Annotated in this window: 26 protein-coding genes; 4 read left to right on the forward strand and 22 right to left on the reverse strand. The window is 62.3% G+C overall.

Annotated features, from left to right (window positions below; translation table 11 throughout):
- Positions 1-60: 60 nt before the first annotated feature.
- The 7 genes from NKI72_RS11825 to NKI72_RS11855 form a co-directional block, all read right to left on the reverse strand.
- Entirely contained in the window at positions 61-393 is a 333-nt protein-coding gene (locus NKI72_RS11825; protein WP_156937343.1) for a nitrile hydratase accessory protein, read from the reverse strand.
- Positions 394-412: 19 nt separating this feature from the next.
- Positions 413-1,072 carry a nitrile hydratase subunit beta gene (gene nthB, locus NKI72_RS11830; protein WP_352767821.1) on the reverse strand — a complete coding sequence of 220 codons (660 nt, stop codon included), beginning with the start codon at positions 1,070-1,072 and terminating at the stop codon, positions 413-415.
- The gene (gene nthA / locus NKI72_RS11835; RefSeq protein ID WP_352501008.1) at positions 1,069-1,674 is read right to left on the reverse strand and encodes a nitrile hydratase subunit alpha; all 606 of its coding nucleotides are present in this window, start codon (positions 1,672-1,674) and stop codon (positions 1,069-1,071) included. The genes nthB and nthA overlap by 4 nt, the downstream gene beginning before the upstream one ends.
- A gap of 56 nt (positions 1,675-1,730) precedes the next feature.
- A complete protein-coding gene (locus NKI72_RS11840; RefSeq protein ID WP_352850172.1) occupies positions 1,731-4,889 on the reverse strand; it encodes an efflux RND transporter permease subunit in 3,159 nt (1,052 codons plus the stop codon).
- Positions 4,886-6,133: an efflux RND transporter periplasmic adaptor subunit gene (locus NKI72_RS11845; protein ID WP_352501010.1), complete on the reverse strand. Its 1,248-nt coding sequence runs from the start codon at positions 6,131-6,133 to the stop codon at positions 4,886-4,888. The genes NKI72_RS11840 and NKI72_RS11845 overlap by 4 nt, the downstream gene beginning before the upstream one ends.
- A 168-nt stretch (positions 6,134-6,301) precedes the next feature.
- A complete protein-coding gene (locus NKI72_RS11850) occupies positions 6,302-6,898 on the reverse strand; it encodes a LysE family translocator (protein ID WP_352539576.1) in 597 nt (198 codons plus the stop codon).
- A gap of 131 nt (positions 6,899-7,029) precedes the next feature.
- Positions 7,030-7,986 (reverse strand): acyl-CoA desaturase, encoded by a 957-nt coding sequence (locus tag NKI72_RS11855; protein WP_352850173.1) that lies wholly within the window; start codon positions 7,984-7,986, stop codon positions 7,030-7,032.
- A gap of 186 nt (positions 7,987-8,172) precedes the next feature.
- Here NKI72_RS11855 and NKI72_RS11860 point away from each other — a divergent pair, with 186 nt between their 5' ends.
- Positions 8,173-8,577, forward strand: coding sequence for a metalloregulator ArsR/SmtB family transcription factor (locus tag NKI72_RS11860; protein WP_352539574.1), 405 nt, complete (start codon positions 8,173-8,175; stop codon positions 8,575-8,577).
- Here the strand turns inward: NKI72_RS11860 and NKI72_RS11865 are convergent.
- From NKI72_RS11865 to NKI72_RS11895, 7 genes are all read right to left on the reverse strand, one after another.
- Positions 8,574-8,723 carry a hypothetical protein gene (locus tag NKI72_RS11865; protein WP_352539573.1) on the reverse strand — a complete coding sequence of 50 codons (150 nt, stop codon included), beginning with the start codon at positions 8,721-8,723 and terminating at the stop codon, positions 8,574-8,576. The two genes, NKI72_RS11860 and NKI72_RS11865, sit on opposite strands and share 4 nt — an antisense overlap.
- 542 nt (positions 8,724-9,265) lie before the next feature.
- Complete coding sequence (ilvN, locus tag NKI72_RS11870) at positions 9,266-9,838, reverse strand: acetolactate synthase small subunit (RefSeq protein ID WP_023676680.1); 573 nt, start codon at positions 9,836-9,838, stop codon at positions 9,266-9,268.
- A gap of 66 nt (positions 9,839-9,904) precedes the next feature.
- Entirely contained in the window at positions 9,905-11,656 is a 1,752-nt protein-coding gene (locus NKI72_RS11875; RefSeq protein WP_352471629.1) for an acetolactate synthase 3 large subunit, read from the reverse strand.
- A gap of 352 nt (positions 11,657-12,008) precedes the next feature.
- Complete coding sequence (locus tag NKI72_RS11880; RefSeq protein ID WP_352539572.1) at positions 12,009-13,169, reverse strand: PcfJ domain-containing protein; 1,161 nt, start codon at positions 13,167-13,169, stop codon at positions 12,009-12,011.
- Between the two features lie 219 nt (positions 13,170-13,388).
- Positions 13,389-13,916: a GNAT family N-acetyltransferase gene (locus NKI72_RS11885; RefSeq protein ID WP_352471627.1), complete on the reverse strand. Its 528-nt coding sequence runs from the start codon at positions 13,914-13,916 to the stop codon at positions 13,389-13,391.
- Positions 13,917-13,938: 22 nt separating this feature from the next.
- Entirely contained in the window at positions 13,939-14,250 is a 312-nt protein-coding gene (locus NKI72_RS11890; RefSeq protein WP_352471626.1) for a hypothetical protein, read from the reverse strand.
- Position 14,251: 1 nt separating this feature from the next.
- Entirely contained in the window at positions 14,252-14,818 is a 567-nt protein-coding gene (locus NKI72_RS11895) for a helix-turn-helix domain-containing protein (RefSeq protein WP_352768935.1), read from the reverse strand.
- 151 nt (positions 14,819-14,969) lie between these two features.
- On the opposite strand from NKI72_RS11895, the gene NKI72_RS11900 reads away from it, so the two are divergent.
- A complete protein-coding gene (locus NKI72_RS11900; RefSeq protein ID WP_352820447.1) occupies positions 14,970-16,796 on the forward strand; it encodes an ATP-binding protein in 1,827 nt (608 codons plus the stop codon).
- A 36-nt stretch (positions 16,797-16,832) separates the two neighbouring features.
- Here NKI72_RS11900 and NKI72_RS11905 read toward each other — a convergent pair whose 3' ends face one another.
- The 3 genes from NKI72_RS11905 to miaA form a co-directional block, all read right to left on the reverse strand.
- Positions 16,833-17,219 (reverse strand): ester cyclase, encoded by a 387-nt coding sequence (locus tag NKI72_RS11905; RefSeq protein ID WP_352539569.1) that lies wholly within the window; start codon positions 17,217-17,219, stop codon positions 16,833-16,835.
- A 131-nt stretch (positions 17,220-17,350) separates the two neighbouring features.
- The gene (locus NKI72_RS11910) at positions 17,351-18,145 is read right to left on the reverse strand and encodes a GGDEF domain-containing protein (protein WP_352501016.1); all 795 of its coding nucleotides are present in this window, start codon (positions 18,143-18,145) and stop codon (positions 17,351-17,353) included.
- 104 nt (positions 18,146-18,249) lie between these two features.
- On the reverse strand, positions 18,250-19,218 hold the full coding sequence (gene miaA / locus NKI72_RS11915) for a tRNA (adenosine(37)-N6)-dimethylallyltransferase MiaA (RefSeq protein WP_352831288.1): 969 nt from the start codon (positions 19,216-19,218) through the stop codon (positions 18,250-18,252).
- Between miaA and serB the strand changes: the two genes are divergently transcribed.
- Entirely contained in the window at positions 19,208-20,095 is an 888-nt protein-coding gene (gene serB / locus NKI72_RS11920; RefSeq protein ID WP_352820445.1) for a phosphoserine phosphatase SerB, read from the forward strand. The genes miaA and serB overlap by 11 nt on opposite strands.
- Positions 20,092-20,664 carry a GNAT family N-acetyltransferase gene (locus tag NKI72_RS11925; RefSeq protein ID WP_352831160.1) on the forward strand — a complete coding sequence of 191 codons (573 nt, stop codon included), beginning with the start codon at positions 20,092-20,094 and terminating at the stop codon, positions 20,662-20,664. The genes serB and NKI72_RS11925 overlap by 4 nt, the downstream gene beginning before the upstream one ends.
- 46 nt (positions 20,665-20,710) lie before the next feature.
- Here NKI72_RS11925 and NKI72_RS11930 read toward each other — a convergent pair whose 3' ends face one another.
- From NKI72_RS11930 to NKI72_RS11950, 5 genes are all read right to left on the reverse strand, one after another.
- Positions 20,711-22,228: a DegQ family serine endoprotease gene (locus tag NKI72_RS11930; RefSeq protein ID WP_352539566.1), complete on the reverse strand. Its 1,518-nt coding sequence runs from the start codon at positions 22,226-22,228 to the stop codon at positions 20,711-20,713.
- A 145-nt stretch (positions 22,229-22,373) separates the two neighbouring features.
- Positions 22,374-23,336, reverse strand: a complete 963-nt coding sequence (gene hflC / locus NKI72_RS11935; protein ID WP_352471620.1) for a protease modulator HflC — start codon at positions 23,334-23,336, stop codon at positions 22,374-22,376.
- Positions 23,336-24,430 carry an FtsH protease activity modulator HflK gene (gene hflK / locus NKI72_RS11940; RefSeq protein WP_352850175.1) on the reverse strand — a complete coding sequence of 365 codons (1,095 nt, stop codon included), beginning with the start codon at positions 24,428-24,430 and terminating at the stop codon, positions 23,336-23,338. The genes hflC and hflK overlap by 1 nt, the downstream gene beginning before the upstream one ends.
- A 161-nt stretch (positions 24,431-24,591) precedes the next feature.
- Positions 24,592-25,110, reverse strand: coding sequence for a dihydrofolate reductase (locus NKI72_RS11945; RefSeq protein WP_352471618.1), 519 nt, complete (start codon positions 25,108-25,110; stop codon positions 24,592-24,594).
- Positions 25,110-26,120: a DUF4424 domain-containing protein gene (locus NKI72_RS11950; protein WP_352471617.1), complete on the reverse strand. Its 1,011-nt coding sequence runs from the start codon at positions 26,118-26,120 to the stop codon at positions 25,110-25,112. The genes NKI72_RS11945 and NKI72_RS11950 overlap by 1 nt, the downstream gene beginning before the upstream one ends.
- Positions 26,121-26,258: the final 138 nt, after the last annotated feature.

Genomic DNA, 26,258 nt, shown 5'->3' on the forward strand with positions numbered 1-26,258 from the left:
AGGGTCAGGCTATCAGTGACGAACAGGAACGTAAAGAGAACAAGGCCGGGCGGCCGCAGCTTACCCGGCCCGCTGTGGATCGTTCTCCAGCTGGATCGGCTTGCCATGCGGCGTTGCGTGCGCGGCGCGTTCCCAGGCAGCGGCGAGCGCATCGACGTCGCGCTTTCCGGCAACGCCCTTGGCCAAAAGCAGCTTTTCCAGCGCTGCCAGCCAGTGCTCGTAGTAATCGTGACCGTCGCGCGCGGCGCCCGGCCGCTTCACCTCTGCCGACAAAGCATCCGCCCATTCGCTCCACGAAAACAGCCCGTTGTCGTGCAGTGCTACCGTCATGGCAAAGGCCTCTGCTTGCCACGGCTCGGCAAACACAGGCGCCTCGACACCGGCGGGCAGCATGGCGGCAACTGAGCCCGTCTCACGCCGGCTCAAGGTAGCTCTCCCAGGCGTCGATCGACACGACAAGTGTCGGATCGGCGCCCTCGCCCCAGATTTCGCCGCCGGTGAAGGCCACCGTATAGACCCATTGCGGGTTTTCGCCCTGGCCGTGCGCATTGGTGTCGGGAAAGACAAAGCCGTCGCGCACAGCCTCGACGACGCCTCGCTTGCCGCGTGCATAGCGCGGCAGTCTGGTGTGGCCGGTCGGATGAAAGTTCTTGGTTCGCACGGGGTCGCCCGCCTTGAACCGCGCAGGCGCGGCGACAGGCCGGTCGCAGTGCCCGCCCTTGGCCAGCACCGCCGGAACGTCCTTAGCCTTCAGCACCCGTTTGGGTGTCGCTGCCGGGTCGACTGCGTCGCCCGTAGTCAGGTCCCGGTCGCTGACGAAACCATGGCGTTTGAGCAGCACCTCCAGCGCCTTGATCCATATCTGGTAGTAGCTGGAGGCATAATAATCCGCTGGATGCAGCGATTCCCGCGCGTGCCGGCTCTCGTCGATGGTCCAGGCGCCCATGGCGCCGGCGCACAACGTCACGCCCAGCGCCCGCCTTTCCCAATCGGCATGGAAATAGGGTTCGTCAGGTTCGGGCGCGACCGGCCCGAAACCCATCTGGCCGCCGAGATCCTGCGGCCCGTTCATGCCGGTTCCCGCACCAACGCCGTGCCGATCATGGCATCGCGCGTCACCAGATCGGCGAGCCTTGCCTCATCCCAGCCCTCCGTACCCCGGGGGCGCATCGGCACCACCAGATAGCGCAGCTCGGCGGTCGAATCCCACACCCGGATTGTCGTCCTCGCCGGCAAGGTCAGACCGAATTCCTCGAGCACGCCGCGCGGATCGATCACTGCGCGCGAACGGTAGGGCGGCGCCTTGTACCAGACCGGCGGCAGGCCGAGCACCGACCACGGATAGCAGGAGCATAGCGTGCAGACGACGAGGTTGTGCGTGTCGGCCGTGTTGAACACCGCCTGCATGTGCTCGCCTTGCCGGCCGGTGTAGCCGAGCGATTCGATTGCCGCCGTCGCATCACGCTTCAGCCATGCGGCAAACCCGGGATCAACCCAGGCCTTCGCCACCACCTTTGCGCCGTTGCGCGGCCCGATCTTAGTCTCATAGGTGTCGACGATAACATCGATCGCCGCCGGATCGATCAGGCCTTTGCGGGTGAGAATCGTCTCCAGCGCGCGCACCCGCGCCGCAAAGGGATCAAGCTCGTTGTCGTGGTCGTGATTGTGCGGCATGGCGTCAAATTACGATCGCGGACCCCCGGCCGCAAGCACCACGGCTTGGGCCAGCGCTATTCGGCTGCCGCCTTTTGCGGCACCGGTTCTTCCTCCTCGTCGAACAGTGACGGCTGGTCGACCGCTTCGACCGGGCTCGGCTCGCCCCGGCGCCGCGCCCACAGCCTGACCAGCCAGCCGGAAAAATGCTCCATGTAGACGTAAATGACGGGTGTGACGAACAGCGTCAGTGCCTGCGAGGCGACAAGACCGCCGACCACCGCCACGCCGAGAGGCTGGCGCAATTCCGCGCTGGCGCCGGTGCCGAGCGCGATCGGGATGGTACCCATCAGCGCGGCAAGCGTGGTCATCATGATCGGCCGAAAGCGCATCAGGCAGGCCTTGTGGATGGATTCGACGGGCGACATCCCCTCGCGCCTGAGTTCCAGCGCCACGTCGATCATCATGATGCCGTTCTTCTTGACGATGCCGATCAGCATCAGGATGCCGATCACCGCGATCACCGACAGATCCATCCCCGCCAGCCGCAGTGCCACCAGCGCGCCGAGCACCGCCGATGGAAGCCCGGTCAGGATGGTGAGCGGGTGGATGAAGCTCTCATAGAGCATGCCGAGAACGATATAGATGGTCAGAATCGCGCCGCCGATCAGCAGCCCCTGGTTGGAAAGCGAATCCTGGAACGTCTTGGCCGTCCCCGAGAAGGCGGTCGAGATCGTCGGCGGCATGCCGATCTTGTCCTTCAGCGCGTTGATGTGGCTCACGCTGTCGCCGAGGGCCACGCCTTGCGGCAGATTGTAGGAGATGGTCACTGCCGGAAGTTGGCCGAGCTGGTTGACGGTCAAAGCACCGGCGGTCCGATCGACGCGGGCGAACGCACCGAGCGGCACTAGGCTGCCGCTCGCCGTTCTCACCTTGATGGCCAGCATCCGCTCGGGCGACCACTCGATCTTCGGATCGAGCTCCATGATCACGTCGTAGCTGTCGGCCGAACCGAAGATGGTCGACACCTGCTGGGTGCCGAAACCGCCGTAGAGACTGGAGCGCAGCGTGTCGGTATCGACGCCGAGGTTCGCCGCCTTGTCGCGGTCGATCACCAGCGTCGCCTGTAGCGCGTTGTTCTGCAGGTCATTGGTGACGTCGGTGAAGGCGGCATGATCGGCAGCCATCGCGTCCGTCAGCTTCTGCGCCCAGACGTTCGTCAGGCCGGTATCGAGGCCCTGAACGGCAAGCTGGTAGGCACTCGCCGAAGAACGCGCGCCGAGCCGCAGGTTCTGCACCGGCTGCATGTAGGTTTCGATGCCGGGCACATTGGCCAGCTGGCGCCGCAGGTCCGTAAGCACCTTGTCGATGTTCGGTCGGTGGTCCTTGTCTTTCAGCTGCACAAACAGCTGGCCCTGGTTGAGCGCATTATTTCCACTGCCCGCCGACCAGCCGACATGCGCGACGTAGGGCGAATGGGTGAAGACATCCGCCACTTGCCCCTGCAGCTTCACCATCGCGTCAAACGAAATGTCCTGGCGCGCGATGGTCGTCACCGAGACCTGGCCGATATCCTCCTGCGGGAAGAAGCCCTTCGGCGAAATCTGGATCAGCCACACCGACAGCCCGGCGGTCACGAGGAAGACAAGGAAGACAAGGAAATTGTGGCGCAGGCAGAATGTCAGCAGCCTGTCATAGCCCCGCATGAAGACGTTTTGTCTATGGCCTTCACCGTGCGCTGCTTTCTGCTCGGCTTTCGATAATGACAACAGCCGCGAGCACAGCATCGGCGTCAGCGTCAGCGAGACGAACATCGACGCCAGGATGGCGACCGTCACCACCACCGCGAATTCGTTGAAGATGCGCCCGATCACGCCGCCCATCAAAAGCACCGGAATGAACACGGCGACCAGCGAGATCGAGATCGAGATGATGGTGAAGCCGATCTCGCGCGCGCCCTTGAGTGACGCCTCGAGGGCCGAGAGCCCGTCCTCCTCCATATGGCGGAAAATGTTTTCGAGCATGACGATTGCATCGTCGACGACAAGGCCGACCGCCAGCGTCAGCCCCATCAATGAGACGTTGTCGATGGAAAAGCCGAACAGGTACATTACACCCAGCGTGGCGATGAGCGAAATCGGTACCGCCACCGCCGGAATGACCGTCGCCGTCACTCGGCGCAGGAACAGGAAGATCACCATCACCACCAGCGCGATGGTGAGCAGGAGCGTGAACTGCACGTCATCGACCGCCTCGCGGACCGATGTCGAGCGGTCGTTTAGCAACTGGATGCTCGCCGCTGCCGGCATCTGATCGTCGAAGGAAGGCAGCATCGCCTTGACGCGGTCGACGACGTCGACGGTATTGGCATCCGGCTGGCGCTGCACCGCCATAATGATGGCGCGGGTGCCGTCATACCAGCTTGCCGTCGTCGTGGTCTCGACCGAATCGATGACGCGGGTCACCTCGCCGAGCCGCACCGGATGGCCGTTCTTGGTGGCGATGATGATGTTGGAGAATCCCGCCGCATCGTTCAGCTGCGTGTTCGCGGTGATCGTCAGCTGCTGTTTGTTGTTCTTGAGCACGCCGAGCGGCGTGTTGCTGTTGGCCGAGGCAATGGCCGTCTGCAGCTGGTCGATCGAGATGCCGCGTGCGGCGAGCGCCGTCGGATCGATCTGGACGCGCACGGCATATTTCTGCTGCCCGTAGATCGACACCTGCGCAACGCCGTCAATCGTCGACAGCGACGGCGAAATCACATTCTCGGCAAACGCGTCGAGATCAGTCAGCGGAATTGTGTCGCTGACCAGCGACATCAGCAGGATCGGCGCGTCGGCTGGATTGACCTTGCGGTAGCTCGGCGGGCTGGTCATCTCCGGCGGCAATTGTCGTTGCGTACGTGCGATCGCTGCCTGCACGTCGGCGGCGGCTGCATCGATGTCGCGGTTGAGTACGAACTGAATGGCGATCGAGGTCGAGCCGAGCGAGTTGGTCGTCGAGATCGAATCGATGCCAGCGATAGTGGCAAACTGCTTGATCAGAGGCGTTGCCACCGAGGTCGCCATGGTTTCCGGCGAAGCCCCGGGCAGCGAGGCCGAGACGTTGACACCCGGAAATTCGGCGCTTGGCCGCGCCGCGACCGGCAGGAATTTGTAAGCAAATAGTCCGCCCAGAACCAGGGCGAACGACATGAGCAGCGTGGCGACGGGCCTGCGGATGCAGAATTCGGAAATCATGGCTGTGTTCCGCCCGTCCGGTCAGCCTCGGCAACCTTCGGAGCCGCCCGATCGCCTGTGCCGGTCGAAGCCTTGCCTTCGCGCACCGCCGCGCCGTTCTTCAGTTTGGTCTGACCCTCGACGACGACACGCTCGCCGCTTTTCAATCCTTGGCTGATTGCGGTGTTGGTGCCTTCTGTCAGCGCGACCTGCACGGGCCGCATTTCAACGGTGTTGTCCGGCTTGATTACATAGACGAACGGGCCCTTCTGGCTGGGCTGGACGGCGACCGTCGGAACGGACGTCATTTGTGGCATGATGCCGGCATCGAGCACGACGTTGACGTATTGGCCCGGCCATAGCGAAAGATCGGCGTTGGGCACACTGGCCCGCGTTGCGATCGTGCCGGACGCCGTGTCTACGCTGGAATCGACGAAATCCAGCGTTCCCTTGCCGACCGGCTTCGGGTCGCCGTCCTTGGTCAGCGTCACCGCACCTTGCCGCGGCGCTGCCAGCGCCTTGTGCAGCAAGGCAAGATCGCTTTCGGGGAGATTGAAGTTCACCTGCAGCGGGTCGACCTGCGTGATCGTCACCAGTGGAGTCGACGTGCTGCTGCCGTTGCTGGTGGTGACGAGATCGCCGACGGCGACGCTGACTGCGCCAAGCCTGCCGGAGATCGGCGCCCTGATCGTGGCGAAGCCAAGCTGGATTTGGTCCGCATCGATCGTTGCCTTGTCGGCGTCGACGGTGGCCGCGGCGGATTTCTGTGCCGCGACGGCCTGATCGTAGGTCTGCTGTGTTCCGGCCTGCCTGGCGACGAGATTTTTGGCGCGCTGAAGATCGGCCGTGGCGCTGGCAAGCAGCGCCTGGTCTTTTGCGAGCGTCGCCTGATCGCGTGCCAGTTGCGCCTTCAACGAGCGATCGTCCAGCGAGAAAAGAAGGTCGCCGGCCTTCACCATCTGTCCGTCCTTGACCGCGATTGCGACGATCTGGCTCGAGACCCGCGCGTTGATGCTGACCACGGCAGGAGAGGACACAAAGCCGATGGCATAGCGCCGGACCGGGAAATCGGCCGTCGTAGCGGTGGCGGCAACCACCGAAGTCGTACGCGCGGCATTTGCCGCTGCAGCGGGCTTGTCCGCCGTCGCCGTCTGCTTCGCCGACAGCATCTGCTGAAGACCGCTCATTGCGCTGGGCGAAAGATAGAGCCACGCCGCGGCAACGCAGGCTGCAGCGATCACCGCTAATACGATCTTTCCGCGCATCGACAAAAGACCTCTCGATCCGACACGCCGCTATCCGGTGGCCGTAGTCTAGCTCAACTCGCAGCCTCTTGCCGCGCTTTTGCCAGATAATAGAGGATGCCGAAGGCGAAAAAGGGCCAAAACCCGTCATTACGAAGATTTAATGTGCAGTGCACAATAGAACGGCAGCTAACGCAGCATCGGCCACAGCGTCGCCGCAAGCATCACACCCATGACGATGTTGAACCATTTGAGCCGCACCGCATCCGCCAGAAAGCCGCGCAGCGCCATGCCGAAACCGGCCCAGGTCGAAATGCTCGGCAGCATGACGACGGCGAAAGCGGCTGCGATCAGCACCACCGACACAAACGGGCGTTCCGGACTGGTATAGACGGCCATGGCTGTAATCGCCATCACCCAGGCCTTGGGATTGACCCACTGGAATGCCGCAGCCTCGATGAAGCGCATCGGCTGGCCCTTCGTCTTGTCTTCGCCGCCGAGCGAGCGCGACATGGCGATCTTCGAGGCGAGATAAAGCAAGTAGAGGCCGCCGGCGATCTTCAACCCGGTATGCAGGACCGGAAAGGCCGTCAACACGGCGCCAAGCCCGAAGCCTACGGCAAGCAACAGCACGAGGAAGCCGATGCCGATGCCGAGCATGTGTGGCACGGTTTTGACCAAGCCGAAATTCACGCCCGAGGCCAAAAGCATGAAATTGTTCGGACCCGGCGTGATCGAGGTCACGAAGGCATAAACCAGCAGAGCAAGGAATGCATCGAAGGTCATGGAGGATCGCAAAGATCAATAATACTGAAATACTGACTTAAATCGATGAGGTGCTGAGTGCAATTGCAATTCGTTGGTCCACGCGCCCCAAGCGTTCCTTCATATCTTAGGCCAATATCCGCTGAGAACATCTATCTGCGGTAGGGCTGCACCGACCATAGATCTGAATTCGGGGCAGTTTCGCGCTGACGGCGCACGCGTCGCAGCCCTTTTCGTCTCGGCGTATTCTCCGGAATCTTGACGCTGTGCGCCAGACCCAGGATCGCCAGAACCTGAATGAATAGCCAGCCGAGATCGATCTGTCCGTGTTCCAGACCAAGCCGTGCAGACTCGGCAAACGCGTGATGGTTGCCGTGGAAACTCTCGCCGAACGTTACCAGCCCGAAACGCGGCAAATTGTATCCTTGCACGGCAACGTCGTCGACGCGCCATCCTTGCTCCCCATCTCGGTGCGCAAAATGCCCAACCAACCAATGCCCGGTAAGCGACACTGAAACGCGCACCGCGATTCCCCATACCACCCAATCCCAGCCGCCAAGCGCGAAAAAGAGGATCGCCCAGGGCAGTTGTTGCAGCATCCAGGTGCGCTCGACGAACTTGTAGAACCGGTCATTCGTGATCGAGTGTTCGATGACGAAGGTGGGTGGATTGCGCAAAGCGACCGCGCAATGCATCTGCCAGAAGGCATCGGTGAAAAATGGCCGACGATGGGCATGGAGATCGTGACATGCGGTCTGGCGCTGAGCCCAGTCACGAATATCGTGAGCATAGATCATCCCAAAAGGACCGGCCATGCCGACGAGCACGCCAAGGTAGACCAGCGCATGCTCGACCCAGATATGAACCTTGAACGACCGGTGGATGAGCAGACGGTGCATCCCCACCGAGTGTCCGGCGCAGATTGTCGCCGCCGTTGTCGCAACGAATAAGGCGAAGGCACTCCAGCTAAATGTCATCGGTCCCAACACAATGGCGGCGATCGTCATCGCCCCGACCCAGATCGACTTTGCCGGCACCCACACGACTTTGCCGTCTTCGGCGTCACTGTCCTGTTGGGAAATCATTCTGCCCGTGGATATGGTTTTCATCGGTACCCCTCCTCCTGCATGAACATTTCCGGACCACAGCCTTGCCTTCTGGCGCGTCGTCCGTTACTTAGGCAGTAAGCTAATCGTCTACTACTGTGAATTAGGTATTTAGGCAATAGTCTAAATGAAAAAAAGAAAGGCGGACCGAGGCGCAGCCAACGCCTCGGCATCACAAGGTGGCAGACAGTGATCGAAGATGCAGAGCACGCAGCGGATGCCGAAACGGCTGCTCACGCAAATGGCGCGATACAGCGCGTGTTTGAAGCGCTATCTTCAGCGCCCCGGCGCAAGATCCTCGCCTATCTTGCGCACTCTTCCCTAACGGCGGGCGAGATCGCGGCGCGCTTCGAGATGTCGAAGCCGTCGATCTCGCAGCATTTGAGCATTCTGGAGACGGCCGGGCTCATCGCCAAGGAGCGGCACGGACAGTTCATCCACTATTCTCTGGTCCAGAACAATCTTGTGAACACGCTGAATGGATTTGTTCAGGATGTCTGCCCGGTATCGCGCCCTATCAAGAGAGAAAGCAAAGAACTTGGTCGAGGCGAGGCAGCGCAAAGATCGCAGTTGCGCAAATCTGAAAAGCCCTAGCGGCTTTGCATCGTTTTCATGAGCGCCTTGGCGTATCGGCAGGCGTCAAATTCCACAGCGATCTCGCAAGACTTTTTGTAAGCGGCCATCGCCTCGGCTTCGTCCGCAGAGACGCCTTCACCATGCTGAAGGGCGCTGCCATACATGGTGCAACCCCAGGCATCGCCCTCATTGCAGCTCAGCTTGAATGTGCGCGATAAGGGCAAGATTCATTGGCACTACCGGCGGCAAGCAGTTTGTTTAGCCCAAGCCGACCCAAGAGAATTCCCGCGCCGCGATTTGTGCAGCCGCCGATACTGCCAGTTGCGCAGGCCTGGGCGAACATCTCCTCGGTCCATTGCTTGTCTTCTGGCGAGTGCTCCTGGATGACCCTGGCCGTCTCGAAACAGGCTTCGCCCCTGCGTCCGTCGAAACACCGCCTGGCACAGGCCAAGACGTCTTTCTCACAACCTTGGTAATCTATTCCCGGCGTGGAAAAGAGCGCGTCATCGACGCCCGACGCCCTGCGCCAAATATCGGCCGGGCATTGTTGGAAATAATAGCTCGGTGTGCCCCTGCGGGTCGATTTCTTCAAACAATTTCGGCAGCACTGACTTGTCGAATACCGGCTCCTAGCTGGCCGCCGCCGTCGTGACCGCAAGAACGATTGCGCCGGCGCCTGCTAGAATTGCCGCCGCGAGCATCATGATCACATCCCTTGCGGGCCGCGGTTCATCGCCGCCACCCCGGTACGGCAGATCTCGACCAGCCCGAGCGGTTTCATGATGGCGATGAACTGATCGAGCTTGGAGCCCTTGCCGGTGATCTCGAAGATGAAATGCTCGGTGTTGGCATCGATGACGCTGGCGCGGAATGCATCGGCGAGCCGGAGCGCCTCGACGCGGGCTTCGCCGGTGCCGGCGACCTTGACCAGCGCGAGTTCCCGCTCCAATGGCCGCTCCTGTCCGAATTCCTGCGACCGCACGGTGAGATCGACGACGCGGTGCACCGGCACGATGCGCTCGAGCTGGTGCTTGATCTGCTCCAGCACGTGCGGCGTGCCGCGCGTCACGATGGTGATGCGCGACAGGTGCTTTTCGTGCTCGGTTTCCGAGACCGTCAGGCTCTCGATGTTGTAGCCACGTCCGGAAAACAGGCCGATGACCCGCGCAAGCACGCCCGGCTCGTTGTCGACCAGGACCGAAAGCGTGTGGTTCTCTGGTTTTTCCGTCTCCTTGGCGATGAAATAGGCGGAGCCGGTCGGTTGCAACTGTGCGTTCATGACATGAATCTCGATTTCAAACTTTTGCGCTAATCTGCTGTTTTCGCACAGCTTCCTTGAACCAGACTACACCAGTTCCCTACCCTTGGCGTCGATCGCGTTGGCGACAGCTTCGTCCGTCGCCTCGTCCGGCAACAGCATCTCGTTATGCGCCTTGCCGGACGGGATCATCGGGAAGCAGTTGGCGAGCGTCGCCACGCGGCAGTCGAACAGGACGGGCTTCTTGACCGCGATCATCTCCTTGATGGCATCATCGAGTTCGTCCGGCTTGTCGCAGCGAATGCCGTGGCCGCCATAGGCTTCGGCGAGCTTGACGAAATCCGGCATCGCCTCGGTGTAGGAGTGCGACAGCCGGTTGCCGTGTAGCAGCTGCTGCCACTGCCGCACCATGCCCATATACTGGTTGTTGAGGATGAAGATCTTGATCGGCGCCTCGTGCTGCACCGCCGCGCTCATTTCCTGCATCGTCATCTGCACCGAGGCATCGCCGGCGATATCGATGACCAGCGCATCCGGGTGCGCGATCTGCACGCCGAGTGCCGCCGGCAGGCCGTAGCCCATCGTGCCCAATCCGCCAGAGGTCATCCAGCGGTTCGGCTTCTCGAAATGATAGTGCTGCGCCGCCCACATCTGATGCTGGCCGACCTCGGTGGTGATGTAGGTGTCGAGGTCCTTGGTCAGCGCATAGAGCCGCTGGACGGCGTATTGCGGCATGATCACCTCGTGGTTCATCTTGTAGGCGAGCGAATCGCGCGCGCGCCATTTGGCAATCTGCTCCCACCACGGGTGAAGCGCTTTCTTGTCGGCCTTGGCGGTTGCCCGCCACAGCCGCACCAGATCCTCCAGCACACGCCCGACATCGCCGATGATCGGCACGTCGGTATGGACGTTCTTGTTGATCGACGACGGGTCGATGTCGATGTGGATCTTCTTCGAATTCGGCGAAAACGCCGTCAGCCGCCCGGTGATGCGGTCGTCGAAGCGCGCACCGATGCAGAGCATGACGTCGCAATCGTGCATCGCCATGTTCGCTTCATACGTGCCGTGCATGCCGAGCATGCCCATCCAGTTCTTGCCCGACGCCGGATAGGCGCCGAGGCCCATCAGCGTCGAGGTGATGGGAAAGCCGGTGAGGTCGACCAGCTCGCGCAGCAGATGGCTCGCCTCCGGGCCGGAATTGATGACGCCGCCGCCCGAATAGATGATCGGCTTTCGGGCAGCCCCCATCAGCTCGACCGCCGCCTTGATCTTTTCCAGATCGCCCTGGACCTTCGGTTGGTAGCTGGTGCGCGGCGCCGTCTGCGGCGGGACATAGATACCCCTGGCGAACTGCACGTCCTTCGGGATGTCGACGACGACCGGACCGGGGCGCCCTGTCGTTGCCACATGGAAGGCCTCGTGGATCGTTGCCGCGAGCTCGTTGACGTCCTTGACCAGCCAGTTGTGCTTGGTGCAGGGCCGCGTGATGCCGACCGTGTCGCACTCCTGGAACGCATCCGAGCCGATCAGCGAAGTCGGCACCTGGCCGGTCAGGCAGACCAGCGGGATCGAGTCCATCAGCGCGTCCTGCAATGGCGTCACCGCATTGGTGGCGCCCGGCCCTGAGGTCACCAGCATGACGCCGGCCTTGCCAGTCGAGCGCGCATAGCCTTCCGCCGCGTGGCCCGCGCCCTGCTCGTGGCGGACGAGGATGTGCTCGACCTCGTCCTGCTGGAAGATTTCATCGTAGATTGGCAGAACCGCGCCGCCCGGATAGCCGAAAACATGCTTGACGCCATTGTCCTTCAGCGCCTGCACCACCATTTCGGCACCCGTCATTTCGCTCCTTGGCATTTCAGTTCTTGGCATTTCGCGCCGCTCATTCTGTCCACTGCTCATCGTTCTGGTCCCGTACTGTTCGCCATCTGGCGATTGCTCGTCGTTTAGTCGTGTTTCGGGCAATAAAAAAGGCCCCCGAGGGAGCCTGTGTCTTGCGCATGGGAGGTCACCGCCCGGCGGTTACACCGCCTTGCCCACGCGCTTTCCTACGAGAATGAGTGCCTTTTTCATGGTGGCGGACAATAGAATTGGTTTGACGCCGCTGTCAACGGCGAATGTGCACTTGGCCCGACGTCGGCACATCCGCCCATTATGCACCCGCGCCGCCTTTCCGCCGCGCGGGTGTTCCGTTTCAGGCGCAGAGCACCACACCCCTCGCCTTGGCCCAGCGCTCGATGATCTTGCGCTCCTCGAGCGAGGCGAGACGATTGCCGAAACCGCGCACCTGCACCGCACGGTTTTGCGGGTCGAGTTCGATCGTCAGCAACCGCTCGATCTTGCCCAGCGCCGAGCGCCGCAGCACCCAGATCGAGGCATTGCCGGCGATGCATTTGGCCGCGTATATCGAGACGCAATGATGCATCGCCCGGCTCTCGGCGACCAGATCCTCGGCTGTCTTCAACTGACGGACGAAGAAACGCTCGCCATGCGCCTTTGCCTCCTTGGTCGACGGCTGCCAGTCCCAGTCGTCCAGGCACGAGCCGTCCCAGGCGCGACCCTGCGACTGCGTCCCGGCAGTACGCGTGGTCCGCCCGGCAGCGCGGCGGCGCATTGCCTCGATGCGTTCGATCGCGGCAATGTCTCGATGCCATTCCAGCATCTGCCGACGCAGCGAGGCAAGCGTGCGACCCTTCAGGCTGTACGCCGCATCGCGCTGGTGCACGGCGCCGATATAGTCGCAAAGATCGTCGATCTCCTCCTTCGACGCGGGTTGCCCGCAGAAGAACCGTGTCACCTCGCGCCAGAAGGCCAGATCGTTACGTGGCGTGCGCGCGATTTTCGACTTGGCAAGTCGGGCCGCCAACCCGGAATCATCCGTGTAGGACCGGGCGATCACCACCCAAAATGCCTCGTCGAACGTGAAATCGCCGGGCAAGTTCAAGAAGCAATGCACCTCCTTGCGAGACAGCCACGCACAGGCGCCCGCCTTGTAAAGCGAGTCACCACGCGCCACTGCGGTATACCAAGCCTTGCGAAGCGCAATCTCGCCGGCATTCAACCCCGAGCTGTCCAGCCAGATCCCCTCGAGCGCGGCTGTAACCGGGTAGCGCGCATAGAGATGGCGCGCCGCGGCCAGCCGCAGCCGCGCGGGGTCGCGCGTCTTCAGCTTTGGACGCCACAGCGCGCCGTCGCGGATCGCCATGCCGGCAAAGCCCCGACGTGCCTCGTCGAGCGCCCGCTCGAAATCCGGAGCGGGACGCGGGACAGGAAAAACCCGCCGCAGCGTTACGGCATATGCTTCAATGCGTTCGCGCTCGGCATCCTGCCTGCGCTGGATCATGGACTTTGCCATGGCCGTTCTTCCTGATTGGAACCCTGTCAGCCGCACGCAATTCCAGCGTCGGCACGGAATGTGTCGATCTGGATCGCCGGGTCATTGACAGGTCTCCTTTCAGGACGACGGATCAGAATGGGCGGCTTCTCTAAGCTCGCCGCCAATTTGACGCAAGAGCTATTCTTTCCACGCCCGCGATGGTCTGACGGGTGTTGCAAAGGTGCATCGTTGTCGCCATCAGCGTGTCCGGCCGACGCGTTTCCAGTAGATGAGGGTGCCTGTGAGCCCGCCATGCGGCTTCAGCGCATAATCCGGTATTTCGCCGGCCAGCGTGAAGCCGAGCTTTTCATAGAGCCCGGAAGCCCCCTCCTCTTTTGCCGTGTCGAGGACCAACAGCGTGCGGCCTTTCTCCACAGCAACGGCTTCCGCCGCCTCCATCAGGCGGGTTGCGATGCCCTTGCCGCGGTAATCGAGGCGGATCATCAGCTTGGCGATCTCGGCCCGGTGCGGCTGGTTGGGAGGGCAGTCGAGCAGCAAGGTGATGGTGCCGACCAGAGCCTCGCCGTTCCAGGCCCCAAGCACCGCCCTTTCGCCTCTGGCGGCCGCCTGAAGCGACTTGTTCCAGAAGGCCGCGGCCATCTCCGGCACCAACGGATGCATGAAGCTGACCGAGCCGCCGGCAGCGACTGTCCCGATCAGCAGTTCCGTCAGCATTTTTTGCGTTCCGTCAGCATTGCTGAGTGGCCTGATTTCGATCGAACTCATGTCGTTCCCCTGTCGCCGTCCGTCAGTCGAAACGACTGGTCCGCTTCCGCTTCCTGGCCCGCCGGATTTCCGCGATGCGATCGGCGTCTTCCTCTTGCAGATGTCGCCCGCGTTCCAGCAGTTCGAGCGTGTATTCCTCATAGGTCAGGCCCAGCCGCTCGGCCTTGTGCAGCCGCATCAGCATGATCTCGCGGCTCGGCACTTTCCATGCCTGGGCATGGGCGGTCTGCCAGGCAAGAAACACATAGGGGTCGCCCTTGCCCCAGGGCGGACCGTCATAGTCGTCGAGCGGCGGACCGCCATTGTCGCAGCGTTTTGGACGGCGCGCCTTCACCTCAGCTCCTGGCCAACGCAACCAGATAGTCGGCGGCGTCCGGCCCCGGAGCGTGAAAGACGCAATCGGATGGCGCGCCGAGCGCCAGGCAGTCGCCCGGTTCGAGCCGGTGAACGATGTCTCCCTCTGTGAATTCCAGCCGCCCGGAGATCAGCCATATCTGTTGCCTGATGAAGGCATAAGACGCCGCCGGGAAACTTACCTTGGCGCCGGCCGGCAACTGGATCCGGATCAGTTCGAGGGGCATGTCCGAAACCGGCGAAAGATGCCGCCGCACATATCCCGTAGCCGGATCGCGCCAGAGCGGCTGGTCACGTTCGCGAAGCAGGCCACCGCCCTGCAATTCCGCCCTTGCGATCAATGTGGACAGCGTCATGCCGAAGGCGGCCGCAATACGCACAAGGAGTGCCGCCGTCGGGCTGGTCATGCCGCGTTCTACCGTGCTCAGCATGGCTTTCGAAACATCGGACCGCTCCGCCAGTTCTGCCAAGGACCAGCCTCGAGCCACTCTTTCGGTATGTATTCTTCTGCCGATGGTCGAGGAGATGTCGTTCGCTATATCATCCATTAATCCAATATATCGAAATTCTTCTACAGAGCAACGGCCGTTTCATCCAGTTTTCGCAAACTCCTTAATGTCCGCTAAACCATCCGGCCTCATCCCACCTTAACCCCGTTCGCCTAGGCTCATCGCTTGGGAAAAGGGGACCGGCGTATCCATGCTCGTTGAACGCGAAGCCTCCATTGGGGAACCGACTTTGCTGGAGCGCCGCAGGGCGGAGCAGAACGACAAGCGCATTCTGGGCAATGTCGTACAATGCGACGGCGCGCGCGCCACCATCAGCGCCTATGCCGACGATATCGAAGGCACGGTCACCGGCCTGTGGAGCGTCGGCAAGATGATCTCGATCAATCTCGGTACATCACGAACCGTCGGCCTGGTCTATGAAATCGGCAAGTCGGATCGTGCGTGGAGCAGCGAGGGCCAGAATCCGATCGAGGTCAGCATCGAATTGATCGGCGAGGTGCGCGACGGGGCCGAACCCGGCGCGAAGCCGATCTTCGACCGTGGCATCACAACCTACCCGCATATCGGCGCCATTGCCCATCGTATCCGCAGCCGCGACCTGCAGGCCGTCTACGATCTCGCAGGTCGTCATTCGATCACCATCGGCACGCTGTCGCAGGACGAGGCGATCGACGCCAATATCGCCATCGACGATACGCTGGCGCGGCATTTCGCCATTGTCGGCACCACCGGGGTCGGCAAATCGACCGCCGTGTCGCTGCTCTTGCGCAAGTCGATCGCCGCCCGGCCCGACCTGCGCGTGCTCATCCTCGATCCACACAACGAGTTCGCCGCGTCGTTGCCCGAATATTGCGTCAGGGTCGATTCGACGACGCTCGACCTGCCCTTCTGGATGTTCAAGCTAGAGGAATTTGCCGAGGTGCTGTTTCGCGGCCGCGAGACGGTCCCGGAAGAGGTCGACGCCTTGCGCGATCTCATCCCCGCGGCCAAGAACCTCTACCGCAATCCGAACTCCGGCAACTATCTACGGCGCAGCACCGATGCGCTGACCGCAGACGCGCCGGTGCCCTATCGCATTGCCGACCTCATCAAGCTGGTCGACGAGCGCATGGGGCTGCTGGAAAGCAAGAACGATCGCCCGACCCTCAGGTCACTGAAGACACGTATCGAATCGGCGGCATCCGATCCGCGCTACCGTTTCATGTTCAACTCGCGCCTGATCGAGGACACCATCCACGAGACGATCGGCAACATCTTCCGCGTGCCGCATCACGGCCGCCCGGTGACCTGCTTCGAAATGGCCGGCATGCCGTCCGAGGTGGTCAATTCCGTTTGCTCGGTCCTGGCGCGGCTGGCCTTCGACCTGGCGTTGTGGAGCGAAGGCCGCCTGCGGCTGCTCTTCCTGTGCGAGGAAGCGCATCGCTATATGCCGGCCGATCCGCGCCTCGGTTTCGCGCCGACGCGGCACGCGCTGTCGCGCATCGCCAAGGAAGGCCGCAAATATGGCTGTTATCTCGGCGTCGTCACCCAGCGCCCGGGCGAACTCGACCCGACCATCCTGTCGCAGTGCTCGACGTTCTTTGCCATGCGGCTCGCCAACGAGCAGGACCAGGCGATCATCCGCTCGGCGATCGCCGATTCCTCGGCTTCGACGCTCGCGTTCCTGTCTTCCATGGGCCAGCGCGAGGCTATCGCCTTCGGGGAAGGCGTGGCGACGACGATGCGGATGAAGTTCGAAAAGCTCTCCGAGGATTTGATCCCCGGCACCGCCAGACGCGAGAATGCCTTGCCGTCCGAAACCGGCGACGAGGTCGACCTCGTGGCAATCGTCGAACGGCTGCGCAACGTGCCGAAATCACAACAGGCAATGCCTTTCGCGGAAGTCGTCGATCCGGGCCGGCAGGCCGGCGATTCGGACTATCGCAAGCCGTCGGCCGCACGCACCCAGCGAAACGACGATTTCGACTTGCGCTACGGCCTCAAGCCGGCGACCTTCGGCCTGCGTCCCCCAGAATGATTGAGCCGAGCGACTTTTAGGCAGCGCTCGCAGATATCAAAGCTGAGTTTCGATGGCTGTCTTGTCTATAACTGACCACACCTGGCGAATTTTCCCTCTCTGAAGCTCATAAAATACGTTCTCGGCAAACGAAATTCTCTTCCCGCTTACATCGAGCCCAAGGAACGTTCCCCTTGGCGCGCAGTCGAAGCTTAGCCGGCTCGCTACATAAGGCGGATCGGCAACCAATAGCTGAATGTTGAAATAAAGGTCCGGAATTTCGTCGAAGTCTCTCACCAACATTTCGAGATAGCCGGACAATCCGAGCTTGCGACCGTTGTGGGTCACTTCATCATGAACAAACCTCCCCAGATTTGGCCAATCCTGCTTGTTCAGGCATGCAATATAGCCTCGGTAAAGACCGGAGAGATCGGATTTAGTCACGGCAACACCTCTATTTCCGGCAAGCCCCGCAAAGGCAGCATCTCAGCTTGACGGGGTGATGTCGGTCTGCGTGCACCGGAAACGAAGAAAACGATACCAGACGGCCGGAATCACGAATTCAATGACGGAATTCAGGCACAGACGCGGTTGCGCCCTTGCCTCTTCGCCTCATAGAGCTGGCGATCGGCGCGGCGATAGAACTCCTCGGCGGTTTCCTTGCGATCCCAGACGGCAAGCCCGACGCTGGTGGTGATTTTCAGTCGGACATTGCCCGTCAGCACCGACATGTTGGCGATCGCCTTGCGGATGCGCTCGGCGAATTTGGATAGCAGCTCGGCGTCCATATTGGGCGTGACCACCGCGAACTCCTCGCCGCCCAGGCGCGCCACCACGTCGTGATAGCGTGTCATGTCCTTGAGACAGTTGGCGACCGCCCGCAACACCTCGTCGCCGACATCGTGGCCGTGGCTGTCGTTGACCTGCTTGAAATGGTCGAGGTCGAGGATCATCAGCCCTACTGGTTTCTCGATGCGGCGGAACTCTTCGAGATATTCCTTCAGCGCATCGTCGAAATAACGCCGGTTCTGCATGCCGGTGAGGCTGTCGGTGAGCGCCGCATGCTCCAGCGTCTCCGAACGCGCGCTGAGCGAAACGGTCATGGCGCGCAGCTTGCCTTCTTCCGTCGCCTGCTTTCGGATCAGCGGGTAGATGAAGAAAATGCCGAAGAACAGCGCAGTCGCCAACAGCACGCCCGTCGCAAACAGCAGCTTGTTGAGATAGACGATTTCATCGAGTTTTGAAGGCGTATTGCTAATGTCGGCGGCCAGGGTTTGCAGGAGCCCATAGGCGTAAAGCGTCACCAGGCCGGCGGCCAGGATCACAAAAATAAAGACGAAAAAGGCTGATTCCGCCTTGTGGAAACGCATCTGCTCCCCGTTGGAAAGTTCGTAGCGATCTTATGGCATGCGGGAACTTACGGACAGTTAACCTGGACAACTTCAACGCGAAATGTCCCCTCGGTGTCGACTTTTCAGGTTGCGCTCGAAGGAGGGAGTGAGAGCATCGAGTCGATCCCCCCATCAGGACGCAATCTCTGCCATTCCGGGCCCAATTGGTGCCTGAACCAGGTCGCCTGCCGTTTGGCATATTGCCGCGTCGCGATTTTCGCGCGCTCGATGGCCTCGGGAAAACTGAAGGCGCCGGCCAGCGCGGCCTGAAGCTCGCGAACACCGATTGCTTTCATCGCCGGCAGGTCGGGATCGAGGCCGAGCGCTGAAAGCTGTTTCACCTCGTCCAGTGCCCCCTCATCCAGCATGCGGTCGAAGCGGGCATCGATCCGCTCCACCAGAGCCGCTCGCTCCGGCTCGATGACGAAAAAACGCGCGCTGCTCCCGTCGATCAACGGCCAGCCACGCGCGGCCTGCCAGTCCAGGATGGAACGGCCCGACGCGTCGAGCACCTCCAGCGCCCGCACGATGCGCTGGCCATCCGTCGGCTTCAGCATCATGCCGGCCGCAGAATCCTCGCGCAACAGGATGCGGTGCAATCTCACTGCGCCCTGTTCCTGGAGCTCGTAGCGCCAGCGGTCGCGGATCGACTTCGGAATGTCGGGCATCTCCGAGATACCTTCCGTGAGCGCCCGGAAATAAAGCCCGGTTCCGCCGACGAAAATCACTGGCCGCTCCGAAAGCGTGCCGTCGTCGATCAGCTTTATGACATCACGCAACCAGGCGCCGGTTGAATAGGCGGTGGACGGATCGACGTGTCCATAAAGAAAGTGGGGGACGCGGGCGAGTTCGGCAGGACCAGGCCGCGCCGTCAGCACGTCGAGCACCGAATAGCCTTGCATGGAATCGGTGTTGACGATGACACCGCCATTGCGCTCGGCGAGGTCGAGTGCGAGCGCCGACTTGCCGCTGGCGGTCGGCCCGGCTATCAGGATCGCGTTCTTCAGGCGGCCGCCGCCCGCCCGTCCGCTGGAATTTTCGATGCCGCTGATCGCCACGCTTCTATCCCATCCCGCCGGCCGCGCATTGACGCCGACGCTAGCGAATATGGCCTCGCGGTCGGTCGGCGCAAGCGCTGTTCGCTGGCTGGCCGAAGGCATCGCCTGCGAGCTCGACTTGCCGGAGACCGCCGACGCTTCCGAAATAACGGCGCGCCTGCGTGCCGCGCTGGCTTCCGAACCGATCGACGTGGCCGTCCAGCCGGCCGAGAACAGGCGCAAGAAGATCCTGATCGCCGACATGGATTCGACGATGATCGACCAGGAATGCATCGACGAGCTTGCCGACGAGATCGGCGTCAAGGATCGCGTCGCCGCCATCACGGCGCGATCGATGAACGGCGAGATCGCATTCGAGCCGGCCTTGCGCGAGCGCGTGGCGCTGCTCAAGGGTCTCGATGCCGCAATCATCGACCGCATCATCGACAATCGCCTGACGCTAGCCTCCGGCGGCCGCACGCTCGTCCAGACAATGGCGGCCAATGGCGCCTGGACGGCCCTGATCTCCGGTGGTTTCGACATCTTCACCACCCGCATCGCAGCATTGCTCGGCTTTCACGAAAATCGCGCCAACCGCCTGATCGAGCAGGATCGCCGCTTCACCGGCCTGGTCGCCGAACCGATCCTCGGCCGCGCCGCCAAGGCCGAAGCCCTTATCGAGATTTCCGCCGGCCTCGGCCTGACGCCTGCCGATGCCATTGCCGTCGGTGACGGCGCCAACGATCTCGACATGATCCGTCTTGCCGGGATCGGCGTCGCCTTGCATGCCAAGCCGGCCGTGGCAGCCGAGGCAAAGATCCGTATCGACCACGGCGACCTCACCGCCTTGCTTTATCTGCAGGGTTATCGCCGGAAGGAATTTGTCGAATGACGCCGATCCGCACCGAGCGCCTGATCCTGCGCAACTGGGGAGATCGTGACCGCGAGCTCTTCCATCGCATCAATTCCGACGAGTTGGTCATGGAATTCTTTCCGTTTCGCCGCGACCGCGCCCAGGCTGACGCCAAGATGGAGGAGTTGCGCGCGGCTATCGATCGCGACGGCTTCGGCTTCGCGGCCGCTGAGATCGCAGCCACAGGTGAATGCATCGGCTTCGTCGGCATAACCGGAACCGATCATTTGCCATTCCTGCCGCGCGGCACGATCGAGATCGGCTGGCGGCTGGCACCCGAATTCTGGGGCCGCGGCTATGTCACCGAAGCAGCCGAAGCCTGGCTCACCTATGGCTTTGAAAGACTTGGCCTCGACGAAATCGTGTCCTTCGCAGTCAAGGATAACAGCCGGTCCACTGGCGTCATGGAGCGCCTGGGCATGATCGCCGACCCCGCCTCCGATTTCGACCATCCCGGTGTTCCGGACAGCCACACCGCACTCAGGCGACATGTCTTCTACAGGCTGTCACGCACAGACTGGCAGGCAAGAAAAAAAGCGGCCCGCTAGCCGCCCTTTTCCTTTTAACATCAGAGCGTTGCAGGCTCTTCCGGACTCAATCCATCCGGATCGTAACGAACCGCAGCTCGCCGGTCTTCGACGCCAGCATCAAAAGCGCGTTCTTGCGCCCCTGCTCCTTCAGCGCGCCGATCCGGTCCATGACATCCTTGGGCGTGGCGACCGATTCCTGCGCGATCTCGGTGATCACCTCGCCCGGCTGGATGCCGCGTTCGGCAGCCGCCGAATCCTTGGAGACGTCGGTCACGACGACTCCGGAGACGTCGGCGGCGATGCCGAATTTCGTGCGCGTCTCCTCATTGAGCTCGCCGATCGTCATGCCGAGCACGGCAGCCGTCGAAACCGCAGGCGCCTTGTCGGCATCGTCCTGGTCGGCGTTGCCGTTTTCACCGCCGCTGGCAAGCTTTTCGCCGTCCTCGAGCCGGCCGAGCGTCACCTTGACGGTCTGCTCGACCCCTTTGCGCACGATGATCACGTCGACCGCCTTGCCGACCGGGCTCTCCGCCACGACGCGTGGCAGGTCGCGCATTTCATGGATGTCCTTGCCGTCGAACTTGATGATGACGTCGCCGGCCTGGATGGTGCCGTTGTCGACCGGCCCGCCCTTGATAACGCCGGCGACCAACGCGCCCTTGGCGGTCGCCATGCCCAGGCTTTCGGCAATGTCGTCGGTCACCGGCTGGATGCGCACGCCGAGCCAGCCGCGCCGCGTCTCGCCGAACTGGCGAAGCTGGTCGACGACGCCCGAGGCAAGCTGCGACGGGATCGAGAAGCCGATGCCGATCGAGCCGCCCGATGGCGAGATGATTGCCGTGTTGATGCCGATGACCTCGCCGCTGCTGTTGAACAGCGGTCCGCCGGAATTGCCGCGGTTGATCGCGGCATCGGTCTGGATGAAGTCGTCATACGGGCCGGAATTGATGTCGCGATTGCGTGCCGAGACGATGCCGACCGTCACCGTGCCGCCGAGACCGAACGGATTGCCGATCGCCATCACCCAGTCGCCGACACGCATCGTGTTGGAATCGCCGAACTTCACCGCCGTCAGCTTGTGCCCTTTCGGATCGACCTTCAGCACCGCGACATCGGTCTTGGTGTCGGTGCCGACCAGCGTCGCCTTGAGCGTCACCCCATCGGAGAAATTCACCTCGATGTCGTCGGCATCGGCAATGACGTGGTTGTTGGTCACCACGATGCCCTGCTCGGCGTCGACCACGAAGCCGGAGCCCAGCGACTGCACCTTTTGCCCGCCGCCGCCCTTGTCGCCGCCACGGTTCTTGAAGAAATCGTCGAAGAAGTCCTGGAAGGGCGAGCCCTCCGGCAGCTGCGGCATCGGCACTGCGCCCGGCCCCTCAGTGCCTTTAACAGTCTGCGACGTCGAGATGTTGACCACGGCGCCAAGCAGGCCGGCGGCGAGATCGGCAACCGAGGGCGGCCCGTCGGCTGCCATCGTCGGCGCCACGAACGACGGAACGGCAATGGCGCCGACCAGAAGCGCAGCGGCCCCGGCGATGAACGTCCGCCTCGCTGCACGCAGAAGGGTGGTGGATGTCATCGAAAGGCCTCCGGGTGTTCTGAAAAAAGCGCTTCGGCAAAAAACGCCGCGTCGCGTCATGTTGGCAAGAAATAAGGCACGTTTGCGGCTATGGCTACCGCCAGAGAATAAATCCTCTGTTACGCCGGCTATCCCTGCACCGGCCCTACTGGCCGGTGCTTGGCTGAGCCGCCGGTGGCGCGGGAGCGGCAGGTGCTGGCGGTGGTGCCGCCGGTGCCGCAGGCGTTTCCTTGCTGTCCGGGTCGCGGAAGAAGCGGAAGAACTCGGAATTCGGCGACAGCACCATCGTCGTTCCTGCGCTGTTCAGCGCCGTGCCATAGGCATTCATCGACCGGTAGAAATCGAAGAAGGCCGGATCGCGCTGATAGGCCCCGGCAAACGTCGCGCTGCGCTGGGCTTCACCTTCACCGCGCAGGATTTCAGACTCTTTCTGCGCTTCGGCGACGATTTCGACCACTTCGCGGTCGGCGCGAGCCCTGATCCGCTGCGCTGCCTCGTTGCCGCGCGCCCTCAGCCGCTCGGCTTCGGCGAGACGTTCGGCCTTCATGCGGTCGAAGGTCTGCTGCGAGACTTCGGCCGTGAGATCGGTGCGGCGGATGCGGACATCCTCGATCTGCAGGCCAAGCGAGGTGGCATCAGGCCTCAGCTGATCGCGCACCTCGCGCATCATCACGGCGCGCTCTTCCGAGAGTGCCGCCTCGAAGTCGCGCAGGCCGTAGACGCGGCGCAAGGCAGCGTCGAGACGCGTCCTCAGCCGGGCCTCGGCCAGTTCGATCTGACCGGAAACCGCGGCGCGGAACACACGCGGGTCCGAGATACGATAGGCGATAAAGGCATCGACCTCATAGAATTTGCCGCCCGAAACCTGGACACGGATGTTGTCGAGGTCGAAGCGCAGGACCCTGTTTTCGATCAGCTGGACGGTGTCGGCATCGAAGAAGGAGAATGGCGCCTTGAAATAGATGCCCGGCTGGTTCTTGACGTCGACGATTTCGCCGAACCTGAGCACCAGCGCCTGCTGGCGCGCATTGACGACGAAGACCGACGAATAGAGCAGGAACAGGATGACCGCGGCGATGACCGCAATGACGGGAAGACGGTTGGCCATCACTGGTTTCCTCCGGTGGCCGGTGCCGGCGCCTTCTGCTGCAATGCCGGCAGCGGCAGGTAGGGAACCACCCCTTGCCCGTTGCCTTGCTCGACGATGACCTTGCTCGAATCCTTCAGCACCCTCTCCATCGTCTCCAGGTAGAGCCGCTTGCGCGTCACTTCCGGCGCCTTTGCATATTCGTCATAGACCGAGATGAAGCGCTGCGCCTCGCCTTCGGCCTCCTGCACGACCCGGTTCTTGTAGGCGGCCGCGTCTTCGCGGATCTGTGCGGCCGCACCGCGCGCCTGGCCGAGCTTCTGATTGGAATACTGATTGGCCTGCTCGACGAACTTGTCCTCGTCCTGTTCGGCCCGCTGCACCTCGTCGAACGCGTCTGCCACCTCGCGCGGCGGCGCGGCGTCCTCGATGGAAATTGCGTTGACGTTGAGGCCGGCCTTGTAGCCGTCCAGCGTCGTCTGGATGATCTCACGCACCGACGCCGCAATGCCTTGCCGGTCGTCGCGGAAAATATCCTGCGCCGGGCGCCGGCCGACCGCTTCGCGCATCGCGCTTTCGGCGACCTGCTGCAGCATGCCGCCCGGGTCGGACACGTCGAACAGATAGGCCTTCGGGTCGGAAACCTGATAGGCCACCGAGAATTGCACGTTGACGATGTTCTGGTCGCCGGAAAGCATCAGGCCATCGCCGCTGGTGCTGCCGCCGCCGATGCTGACAAGCTGCTCGGCGATGTTAGCGGTCTCGACCGTTTCGATGGGCCACCAATGGAAATGCAGGCCCGGCTGCGACAGCTCCGCCTTCGGCTTGCCGAACCTGAGCTCCACCGCAACTTCATCTGGCTGGACGGTGTACACTGTCTTGAACGCCCATAGCACCACCAGCGCCGCGGCAATCAGCCCGAACACGGCAGGGCTCGCGCCACCGCCGCCCGGCAGCGCGCGCCGCAACCGGTCCTGCCCGCGCCGGATGATATCCTCGAGATCGGGAGGCGAGCCCTGCGGGCCGCTGGGTCCTTTTGGTCCCTGACCCCAAGGCCCCTGATTGTTGCCGCCGCCCCACGGGCCGCCGCCGCCGCTCTTGTCGTTCCAGGGCATGAATGTCCTTTCGCTTGGAATTCCCTCAAGCGCCGGCTCACCGGCGCAAAATCCAATATTATTCTTCTATAGGGATGCGACGGCACGCTTTCAACGCGATCGGCTGCCGCCACTGTCCGCCTTTGGGTCCATCTAGACCTGTCGCGACCCCTTTGTCGCCTTCAATGCACGTCGCGGCGCCGCTCGTAAACCGAATAGCGTGTCGCATGGCTGTCCTTTTCGCCAGCCTCCACCTCCTGCGAGCGGACGATCCGCCACAGCGCCGGATCGATCGGCGGGAAATGGGCATCGCCGTCGACCGCGGCCAGAACATGGGTCACGTGCAGCCGATCGGCCAACGGCAGCGCCTGAGCGTAGATTTCGCCGCCGCCGATGACGCAGATCTCGTCGGCGCCGGCCATGCAGCGCCCGCGCACCGTCGCCAGCGCGATTGCGTCCTCGATCGAGTGCGCGACTTCGACGCCCTCGGCGCGCCATGCCTTGTCTCGTGTCACCACGATGTTGAGCCTGCCCGGCAATGGGCGGCCGATGCCTTCATAGGTCTTGCGGCCCATGATGATGGGCTTGCCCATCGTATCGGCTTTGAACCGCTTGAGATCGGTGGACAGCCGCCACGGCAACCCACCCTCGCGCCCGATCACGCCGTTCTCGGCGATGGCGACATAAAGCGCGAGGTCCATCAGCCGCCGTTTCCGCCATCCGACGGCTCCAGCAGCAATATGTCGATGTCATGCTCGGGGTAGAAGTTCTGCGCCTTCATCTCGAACGTCGTCGGTCCGATCTTCCTGACGTTTTCGCCGCAAAACGAGACCAGGTTCTTCGCATCGCCCTTGTCGACGGTCAGCTTGAAACTGCCGATGTTTCCCGACGCCCAGTTGCCGCCCGTGGTCAGGATATAGGCGATGCGGTTCTCGAAATATTTGGGGTAGCCGTCGGGATCGTCCTTGGCTGCCTTGCGCACGGCATTCTCGAAGGCATCGTCCATGCAGTAGCGTGTCTTGTAGGCGGCATACTGACCCTGGAACTGGCCGTCATAGAAGAAGCTGACCGAGGAGGTGCCGCCGACGCTCGGCTTGTAGCGATGCGAGACATGGACCGCCTTGTTGGCCGGAAACGTCGAGCGCCACCAATAGGTCGAGCGCAATTGCCAGAACGGCGTATAGACGGTCTTCATGCCCGAACCGTCGTCAGCAGTGTCCTCGATGATGATGCCGCGGTTGACCCAGTCGTCGGCGACCGCTTGCGGCAGCTTTGCCAGCGCTGCCTTGGCCGCATCGCCGAACGGATAGAACGGCACGCCCTGCGCCTTCAGGTCAGCGCCGATGTCGATGCCGAGCGCGAACACCTTCTGCTCGAGCTGCGGCTTTGCCGGCTCCCCGTCGATCGTCACTTCGAAGCCGAGGAAATTGTCGCTCTGCGCCTCCGGAATCGCTGGTATTTCTTCGGGGTCGCCTTCGATGTCGGGCATCGGAAAGGCGACGATCGCATCGACATCCTTGTCGGTATTGTTGCGGAAGACGTAATCGACCATCACTTTTTCCGGCGAGATGTAGAGATCCTCGCTTTCCATCGCCACCGCATCGCTGCGCGAAAGAATCAGCCCACCGGTGCCGAGTTCGGCGACCGAATCATTGGCGAGCGCAGGCGTAGCCGAGAGCGCCAAGGCTGCGGTCAGGACGTAACGGAACATGGAAACTCCCCCGGCGAGAATGCCAACATGACTCTAGCTGTTCAATGTGGCGTTTCAAAGCCTTTCGGCAAATGCGCCGGCGCCTGCCGGCATGTCGTGTCGGTCTAGACACGCCGGTCCCGATCGGGCAGGAGTTCG

Source organism: Mesorhizobium sp. M0437 (assembly GCF_040321335.1).
In the GTDB taxonomy this organism is placed as follows: domain Bacteria; phylum Pseudomonadota; class Alphaproteobacteria; order Rhizobiales; family Rhizobiaceae; genus Mesorhizobium.

Bases quoted from the DNA above. Each gene is read 5' to 3' on its own strand.
- NKI72_RS11900 (WP_352820447.1), top strand. From the start codon at position 14,970: ATGCTCGTTGAACGCGAAGCCTCCATTGGGGAACCGACTTTGCTGGAG.
- nthB (WP_352767821.1), bottom strand. From the start codon at position 1,072: ATGAACGGGCCGCAGGATCTCGGCGGCCAGATGGGTTTCGGGCCGGTC.
- NKI72_RS11930 (WP_352539566.1), bottom strand. From the start codon at position 22,228: ATGACATCCACCACCCTTCTGCGTGCAGCGAGGCGGACGTTCATCGCC.
- NKI72_RS11840 (WP_352850172.1), bottom strand. From the start codon at position 4,889: ATGATTTCCGAATTCTGCATCCGCAGGCCCGTCGCCACGCTGCTCATG.
- NKI72_RS11850 (WP_352539576.1), bottom strand. From the start codon at position 6,898: ATGACCTTCGATGCATTCCTTGCTCTGCTGGTTTATGCCTTCGTGACC.
- NKI72_RS11945 (WP_352471618.1), bottom strand. From the start codon at position 25,110: ATGGACCTCGCGCTTTATGTCGCCATCGCCGAGAACGGCGTGATCGGG.
- NKI72_RS11895 (WP_352768935.1), bottom strand. From the start codon at position 14,818: ATGGATGATATAGCGAACGACATCTCCTCGACCATCGGCAGAAGAATA.
- NKI72_RS11845 (WP_352501010.1), bottom strand. From the start codon at position 6,133: ATGCGCGGAAAGATCGTATTAGCGGTGATCGCTGCAGCCTGCGTTGCC.
- NKI72_RS11825 (WP_156937343.1), bottom strand. From the start codon at position 393: ATGCTGCCCGCCGGTGTCGAGGCGCCTGTGTTTGCCGAGCCGTGGCAA.
- NKI72_RS11910 (WP_352501016.1), bottom strand. From the start codon at position 18,145: ATGCGTTTCCACAAGGCGGAATCAGCCTTTTTCGTCTTTATTTTTGTG.
- hflK (WP_352850175.1), bottom strand. From the start codon at position 24,430: ATGCCCTGGAACGACAAGAGCGGCGGCGGCGGCCCGTGGGGCGGCGGC.
- NKI72_RS11925 (WP_352831160.1), top strand. From the start codon at position 20,092: ATGACGCCGATCCGCACCGAGCGCCTGATCCTGCGCAACTGGGGAGAT.
- NKI72_RS11950 (WP_352471617.1), bottom strand. From the start codon at position 26,120: ATGTTCCGTTACGTCCTGACCGCAGCCTTGGCGCTCTCGGCTACGCCT.
- hflC (WP_352471620.1), bottom strand. From the start codon at position 23,336: ATGGCCAACCGTCTTCCCGTCATTGCGGTCATCGCCGCGGTCATCCTG.
- NKI72_RS11880 (WP_352539572.1), bottom strand. From the start codon at position 13,169: ATGGCAAAGTCCATGATCCAGCGCAGGCAGGATGCCGAGCGCGAACGC.
- ilvN (WP_023676680.1), bottom strand. From the start codon at position 9,838: ATGAACGCACAGTTGCAACCGACCGGCTCCGCCTATTTCATCGCCAAG.
- serB (WP_352820445.1), top strand. From the start codon at position 19,208: ATGCCGCTGATCGCCACGCTTCTATCCCATCCCGCCGGCCGCGCATTG.
- NKI72_RS11855 (WP_352850173.1), bottom strand. From the start codon at position 7,986: ATGAAAACCATATCCACGGGCAGAATGATTTCCCAACAGGACAGTGAC.
- NKI72_RS11865 (WP_352539573.1), bottom strand. From the start codon at position 8,723: ATGTATGGCAGCGCCCTTCAGCATGGTGAAGGCGTCTCTGCGGACGAA.
- NKI72_RS11885 (WP_352471627.1), bottom strand. From the start codon at position 13,916: ATGAGTTCGATCGAAATCAGGCCACTCAGCAATGCTGACGGAACGCAA.
- nthA (WP_352501008.1), bottom strand. From the start codon at position 1,674: ATGCCGCACAATCACGACCACGACAACGAGCTTGATCCCTTTGCGGCG.
- NKI72_RS11875 (WP_352471629.1), bottom strand. From the start codon at position 11,656: ATGACGGGTGCCGAAATGGTGGTGCAGGCGCTGAAGGACAATGGCGTC.